Below are 7166 nucleotides of genomic sequence, written 5' to 3' on the forward strand. Positions count from 1 at the left end.
CAGGGCATGTCCGACGATCTTCTCCTTACCGAGGCGCGATCGCGCACCGTGCCCGGGGTGCCGGGCCGGTCGCTCAACACCGTCCGGACGCACCACTTCGTGATCGACGAGCCCGCTTCGAACGGCGGGCCCGGCGAGGAGGTGACTCCGGCGGAAGCGTTCCTTTCCGGAGTTTCCGGATGCGCGGTCCTTCTCCTGGACGCCTTCGCCCGCAAGGAAGGGGTTCCCTTGCGGGAGGCGCGGGCGCACATCCAGGGCGTGCGGCGCAAGGACGACCCGGCGAATTTCCGCGAAGTGCGGCTGCGGCTGGAGCTTTACGGCGTGGACGACCGCCAGGCGGCCGCGCTCGTCGAGAAATTCAAGGGACGCTGACCCCTCTACCGGGCGGTCGCCGTGGCGACCCAGGTTACCGTGACCGTCGAGACCCGGCCGTAGAGGCTTACGCCGACCGGCGCCGGCGCCGAACCGCCAGAAGCGCCGCGCCCAGGACTCCCGCCCCCGCGGCTCCGGCCGGCCCGAGCGCCGCACGCACGGAGCTCCCGCAGCTGCACCGGCCGTCCATGAACCCTTCTTCGTGGTCCCCCGTGCGGGGCGGCAGGGGCTGCGGCGTCGCGCAGGCGACGTTCGAGTCGCCGCTTGTGCCGTAGGCGTTGACCGCGCGGACGAAGTAACAGTACTGGACTCCGAAAGAAACCGCCGTGTCCTGATACGAGGTGCCCGTGACGGTCGCGAGGGGGGCATTGGATTGATCCGTGCGGAAGACCTGATAGGACGTGGCGTCCGCAACCGCATCCCACGTCACCGTGATCGAAGGAAGACCCGTGATCGTGCTGGTCACGGCGGTGGCCTGAACGTTCGTGGGAGCGTCGGGGGGGACGGGCGGGACAGGAGAAAGGGCGGACGAGGGAATGATGATCATCTGATTGTTCGAATCCGGCCCGTTGTACGAAAGGCGGCACTCCTCGCCGCCTCCGTTTTCGTAGAATTCCAAGCGGATCGTGTGGGCTCCCGCGGTCAGAGCGACCGCCCCGCTGAAGTGATCCGTGGGCCCTTGGTCGACCCAGCTGTCCACAATGAGATTGCCGTCGATCCAGAGTCGCACGCCGTCGTCACTTCGGGCGTTGAACGTGTAGTTTCCGCCCGTGTTGATTCGAAGGAACCCCGTCCAGGCGACCATGAAGTCGTCCGCCTGAACGCCCGGGCCGGGAGGATTCGAAAAGCCGAAATTGATGGTGGCGTCGACGCGCGTCAGCGCCGGGGTCCCGGTGAACGTCGTCCCGGCGGGACTTCCGGGGGGCGGCGGAGGCGACCCCCCCGTCCCGCTGTTGTTGTAATATCGCCCTTCAAGCCCCTGGAGGGCGTGCGCGTCCGCGCTCCAAGCCAGTAATCCCCAGAGAACCACCCCGACGGACCCCCCGGACTTCAGTCCCTTACCCATAATCCGCCTCCCCTGAAATCCCCTCCGGAAGAATCACACTCAGGCCGTTCCTTAACCTCCGACAAAGGCGAAGTGACGAAGATGAGATGGCAAGCGCTGAGAGAATCTCATGCGCACTGACCTCTCCCGGAGTTCCATACGCCGACCTCCGTGAGGCCCGCCCCAAGACCGGCCCGGAAGGGCGTCCCCTTCGCGGGCAAGTGGATGCCGCTAGTTCCCCCAGATTCGACGGCGCGCTGCCAGAAGCACCCCTGCCGCCGCGAACGCGATCCCCGCCGCGAGCGGAACCGCCGGGGGCCGCGCCGATCCGCAGCTGCATCGGCCGTCCATGAGGCCTTCCTCGTGGTCTCCCGTCCGGGGAGGAATGGGCTGGGGGCTCCCGCCCGCCGCCGCGGTCGGTCCGCTCTCCCCCACGGTGGATACCGCCACAACATAATAGAAATAGCTCCCCGGGTAGGTCGCCGTGGAGTCCACGTAGGACGTAGACGAGGTCGAGGCCAGGTAGGTAAAGGGTCCGCTCGACGTGGGGCCACGGTAAATGTCGTAGGTGTAGCTCCCGACGAACCCCGCCGGCGCCGTCCAGCTCAGGCTCATCTGGTTGACCCCGCCCGTGGCGGTCAATCCGGTGGGCGCGGGAAGTCCCGCGTTCAGTTCGCGGATCTCGTTGTCGGAAAGGACCCGGTTGTAGAAGCGCACGTCATCGATCGCCCCCCGAGCGGCCCAGCGCCAGCTGCCGGCACCCGGGTTGGCGATCCCGATTCTCCACGGCGTCGTGCCGTATTCACGCGTGGCGAATCCATCCGTGTAATCGGTCTGCCCGGCGAGCGTCCCGTTCACCCAGAGCGAAACGGTACCGGTCGTCCGATTCCAAACGCCGCAGAGATGGTACCACTGCCCCGCGTCGTAGGTGCTCGTCCAGGTTCCGGTTCCCCTCCATTGGTCACCTGTTTCCCAGTGCTCGAAGACGAACTGCCGGTTGTAGTTGTAATGAATCCCGAGATGCCACCCGGATTTCACCACGACGGCGTATCGAGCGGTATTTGTGCTTTCGATTGGATTCCCACTGCCGTCCAGGGGAGGGGTGGGCGGCACGTCCGCGGGACGGAACCAGGCCGAGATCGTGTAGCTATTCTCCTGAAGGTTCTCGAGGGCGGGCGTATTCGGAATCTCGACGTAATCGTCCGTCCCGTCCGTGTAGTCGAAACTCAAAGCGCGAGGATTGGGAAAGCTGAAGACGGGTCCCGGCGTAAAGGGGGCGGGAGTGCCGACCCAGGTTCCCGCCGCTCCTCCCGCCGAATCCGCGGAGGGGGCCGCCGTCTCGTCAAGCTTCCAGTAGCCGACGAGCCCCGTGGGCGAGGATTGGAGAAGGAGCGCCGCGCCGGCCAACGTCGGGACGAAGATATAGAGTGAGAGCGCGCGTCCGAACCGTGCCATTTTCCGCCTCCCTAGCGATTCAGACACAGAGAATCTACCGGGAAGCGAGGAGGGGTGCAACTTCTTTTCGACGCCGGCTACGCCTTCCGGCCGCCGGAAAAGCGCTTGCGGAGGAAATCGATCATCCGGCGGCGATCCTCCGGAAGATTCACAAACCGGATGCCGGCCCGGTAGCGCATCGATCCGTCCGGACGGCACCAGCGGACTTCTCCGGAAGATTCCAGCGAATCGGACAGCGCGTTGAAGTGAAGGGCGAAACGCACCAGCGTCCCCGGCTCCAGAGGTTCGCTCACGAGGATCTGGGCTCCCACCCGGCTGAGGTCGATGACCTCGCGCGCGAGGTTCCGCTTGAGGCCGTCGGAGGCCAGGACCCCCTGCCGCAGGACCGTCACGATGTAATCCTGGACGGAAAAGCGCTCCGCGGCGCGCTTTTCAGAGGGGGCGACATTCGGTTCAGGGTTCGCCACGGCCGCCACGGTAAAGCGCTCGCGCCGTCCCACCGGCGTGTACACCTCGAGGAATTGAAGTCCCACGAAGTGTCCGGAAGCGACGCCTGCCCGGCGGGTGGCGCACCAGCGCACCTCTCCGCGGGCGCGGAAGGTCTCTCCCGAGGCGCGGTCCCGAAGCTCGAGCGTCACCCTCTCGCCCCCCGGAAGCGGCTCGCTGACCCGCACGCGCGCCCCGCCGGGCGAGATGTCCACGAGCTCCTGGCCGATGTTGCGGCGCGCCTGGGGTTCCGGGCCCGGGGCCGTCCGGTAGCAGGCCAGGTCCACGCCGGCCAGGACGCGGCGGGGATGGGCGCGGCGGGTTTCTGGGTTCGCCATGGGTTCCCACCCTAGTCGGCGCCGAAAGTTTTGTCAACCCCCGATCGATTCTTCTCGCCCTCGCGCGTCACGCGTGTATAATGTCGCGCGTCTTATGGACATGATCGCCATGCTCGTTCAGGACGCGCCGCCCGCGGGCGGCGAGGCGGGCGCGACTCAGCCGCCCCAGGGGAGCCCGGAAGGAGCGCCTCCGCCGCCTCCCGGCGGCGGCCTCGGGCAGCTTTTCATCCCGCTCCTGCTCATGTTCGTGGTCATGTACTTTCTGATGCTGCGCCCCCAGCGCAAGCAGCAGAAGGAGCGCGAGCAGATGCTCTCGGCGCTCAAGAAAAACGACCACGTCGTGACGACCGCGGGCATCTACGGGATCGTCAAGCAGGTCCGACCCGAAGATAACGACCTGGTCCTCTGCATCGACGAGGACAAGGACGTCCGGATCCGGATCTCCAAGAACGCGGTCGCCGGACTGGTGAAGGCTTCCGGCGCCGCCGAGGCCAAGGCCGAGACCCCCAAGAGCTGATCCGGACTCCCGGACGGACCGAGGCCTTCCCCCTTTTCGTTGCCAACCGCAGGGGATTCATGTATTTTCTGCCCAACCTGAGCTGGGACTAACTATGAATCAGGACACGAAGTATCGCTTCATCTTCATTGTTCTCCTCACGGCGGTCTTCGCCTACGTGGTGGCGCCGATCCCCAACAAGCCCCGAATTCCCGGACTGGCGGACGCGAAGGTGAACCGTGGGATCGACCTGGCGGGCGGCGCGGAGCTGCGCTACCGCGTTCTCTACGAACCCGGCGAACCCGACAAGGCCAAGAAGACGCAGGACGCCACCGACGTCATCCGCCGCCGCATCGAAGCCCGGCAGCTCAAGGAGCCCCGAATCTATTCGCAGGGGGAAGACCAGATCGTCATTCAGCTGGCGGGAGTGGACCGATCGACCCTGGAGGACTATAAGCGTCTGGTCCAGCAGGCCGGCAAGCTCTCGCTTCACGCCGTGGCGAGCAAGGAGATCCAGGAGAAATTCAACCAGGACGGCCGCGTCCCCGACGGGTATATGAAGGTGCCCGTGGAGGCGGAGCACCGTCCCCGGAGCGAGGAATACGCGGCCTGGAACCAGCCCGAGGTTCTCGTCCAGCGGGAGCCCGTCATCGAGGGCCGCAATATCACCAGCGCCGAGCCCCACCAGCGGATGATCCCGGGCGGCCTGGAGTGGGTGACGGACTTCCGGCTGGACACCGAGGGCGGCAAGCGCTTCGACGAGGCGGCGCGGATTCTCTATCACCAGCGGCCGCCGGGGATGATCGCCATCATCCTGGACGGCCAGCTCCGCTCGATGCCCGTGGTGCAATCGGAAAGCTTCGGGGGCTCCGGCCAGATCTCGGGCGCCAAGAACGAGCAGGAGGCGCGGGACCTAGCGATCATCCTGCGGAGCGGAAGCCTCCCCGCCCCCATCGGCTTCGTGGACCGGGACGGGAAACGCGTCGTGGGCCAGCCGGAGTCGGAAACGTTCGTCGGCCCGACGCTGGGACAGGACGCGATCCGGCGCGGGCTCTGGGCGAGCGGCCTGACGCTGGCGCTCGTCTCGGTCTTCATGATCGTTTACTACCGCAAAGCGGGGTTCATCGCGGTGATCGGCCTGCTTCTGAACCTCCTTTTCCTGATGGGGGTGATGGCGTTCTTCAACGCGACGCTGACGCTGCCGGGCATCGCGGGAATCGTCCTGACCGTCGGCATGGCGGTGGACGCGAACATCCTCATCCTGGAGCGCATCCGGGAGGAACAGGCGCGGGGAAAATCGGCGCTTCAGGCGTTCGAGGCGGGCCACGAGCGGGCGTTCAGCGCCATCCTCGACGGAAACCTCACGACGCTCGTGGCGGCGATCGTGCTTTACTACTTCGGAACGGGCCCCGTCCAGGGTTTCGCGGTGACCCTTTCGATCGGCATCGCGACGACCCTTTTCAGCGTCCTGTTCTGTGCGAAGACCTTCCTCCGGATGGCGATCCAGGGCGGGCTCAAAGAGTTCAAGATGATGCGGTTCCTCGCCGAGCCCAAGGTGGATTTCCTGCGGGTGGCGAAGCCCTGCGTCGTGGCTTCGGTTCTTCTGGTCGGGGCGGGGACGGCGTTCTTCCTGGCGCGGGGGGAGAAGAACTTCGGGATCGACTTCCGGGGAGGATCGCTTCTGGCGTTCCGGCTGACGGAGGAATCGGACATCGACACGGTGCGCCGGACGGTCTTCTCGATCAAGGGGCCGGACGGTCTGGCCAAGTATCCGGACGCGGAAATCCAGACGGTGGCGGATCCCCATGTGGACCGGCCGGAGCTCGGCATCGGCAGCGGCCATTCCCGGAACTTCCAGGTCCGCACGGCCTACCACGACGTGGTGACCCTCAAGGACGACATTCAGGAGGCGTTCAAGGACACGCTTTCGCACGAACCCTTCCGGGAAATGAAACCGGAAGAGGTGAATCCGAATCCGCGGTTCGTACGGGGCCATCCGCCGGGGCCGGGGCTCTTCCTGTACGTCAAGGCCTCCGTCCCGGTCGACGAAGTGCGCCGCAAGATCGCCGCCCCGGAGGGAGCGCGGGATTTCTTCCGGAAGGACGAGCAGGGGGAGCCCCTCTTCGTTCTGGAGGAAGCGCCGGGAGCCCCGAAGAACCTGCGGGCGCTGGCCCTGACGCCCACCCGCGAGGACGCGGAGCGGGAGGGCTGGCGGTCCCGCCTGCGGGAGCGCCTCAAGGCCGTTCTTGCGGGAGAGCTGGCGGAGGACCCGTTCATCGCCCAGGGCACGATCGGCCCGGCGGTGGCGCGGGAGCTGAAGGATTCGACCGTCTGGGCGATGATCATCTCGTGGGCGCTCATGATCGTCTACATCGCCATCCGGTTCGCCTCGTGGCGCTACGGGGTGGCCGCGGTGGTGGCGCTCGTCCACGACGCGCTCGTGGCGCTCGCCTTCACGTCGCTGGCGGGGGCGATCGTGCCCAAGTCCTGGGGGCTTTCCTTCGAGATGAACCTCACGACGATGGCGGCGATCCTCACGATCATCGGATACTCGATCAACGACACGATCGTGATCTTCGACCGGATCCGCGAGAATCTGATCCTGATGAAGAAGGCGACCTTCCGCGAGGTGGTCAACACGAGCGTCAACCAGACCCTGTCGCGGACGATTCTGACGGCCTTCACGGTGTGGATCTCGGCGGCGGTGCTCTACGCCTTCACGATGAACACGGGCGGGGGGATCGCGGAATTCGCCTTCCCGCTTTTGATCGGCGTGATCGCGGGGACCTACTCGACGATCTACATCGCCTCCCCGATCGTTCTGTGGTGGTACCGGGGCCAGCGGCCGCCGACCGCCTGAGGGGCGGGCGGAATTCGTAGTTTATAAAATATAACTTGACAGTCCCGGTCCGGGCGATATACTAAGCAGTGGCGGTTCCGAGGGGGAACTTCGTGGAGAGAGAGGGGGGACACG

At 66.1% G+C, this 7166-nt stretch carries 6 protein-coding genes; 3 read left to right on the plus strand and 3 right to left on the minus strand.

The window, feature by feature from the left end:
* Window positions 1-6 precede the first annotated feature (6 nt).
* Window positions 7-372, plus strand: a complete 366-nt coding sequence (locus tag VNO22_01475) for an OsmC family protein (protein HXG60018.1) — start codon at window positions 7-9, stop codon at window positions 370-372.
* A 67-nt stretch (window positions 373-439) separates the two neighbouring features.
* On the opposite strand, the gene VNO22_01480 is transcribed toward VNO22_01475, so the two are convergent.
* The 3 genes from VNO22_01480 to VNO22_01490 all read right to left on the minus strand — a co-directional run bounded on the left by VNO22_01480 (window position 440) and on the right by VNO22_01490 (window position 3696).
* Window positions 440-1438 carry a PA14 domain-containing protein gene (locus tag VNO22_01480; protein ID HXG60019.1) on the minus strand — a complete coding sequence of 333 codons (999 nt, stop codon included), beginning with the start codon at window positions 1436-1438 and terminating at the stop codon, window positions 440-442.
* Window positions 1439-1648: 210 nt separating this feature from the next.
* Window positions 1649-2872 carry a LamG-like jellyroll fold domain-containing protein gene (locus VNO22_01485; GenBank protein HXG60020.1) on the minus strand — a complete coding sequence of 408 codons (1224 nt, stop codon included), beginning with the start codon at window positions 2870-2872 and terminating at the stop codon, window positions 1649-1651.
* Between the two features lie 77 nt (window positions 2873-2949).
* Complete coding sequence (locus VNO22_01490) at window positions 2950-3696, minus strand: PilZ domain-containing protein (GenBank protein ID HXG60021.1); 747 nt, start codon at window positions 3694-3696, stop codon at window positions 2950-2952.
* A gap of 94 nt (window positions 3697-3790) precedes the next feature.
* Here VNO22_01490 and yajC point away from each other — a divergent pair, with 94 nt between their 5' ends.
* A complete protein-coding gene (yajC, locus tag VNO22_01495; GenBank protein ID HXG60022.1) occupies window positions 3791-4213 on the plus strand; it encodes a preprotein translocase subunit YajC in 423 nt (140 codons plus the stop codon).
* Window positions 4214-4307: 94 nt separating this feature from the next.
* Window positions 4308-7052, plus strand: coding sequence for a protein translocase subunit SecD (secD, locus tag VNO22_01500; GenBank protein ID HXG60023.1), 2745 nt, complete (start codon window positions 4308-4310; stop codon window positions 7050-7052).
* The last annotated feature ends 114 nt before the right edge of the window (window positions 7053-7166 follow it).

The sequence above is a fragment of the Planctomycetota bacterium genome, from assembly GCA_035574235.1.
In the GTDB taxonomy this organism is placed as follows: domain Bacteria; phylum Planctomycetota; class MHYJ01; order MHYJ01; family JACPRB01; genus DATLZA01.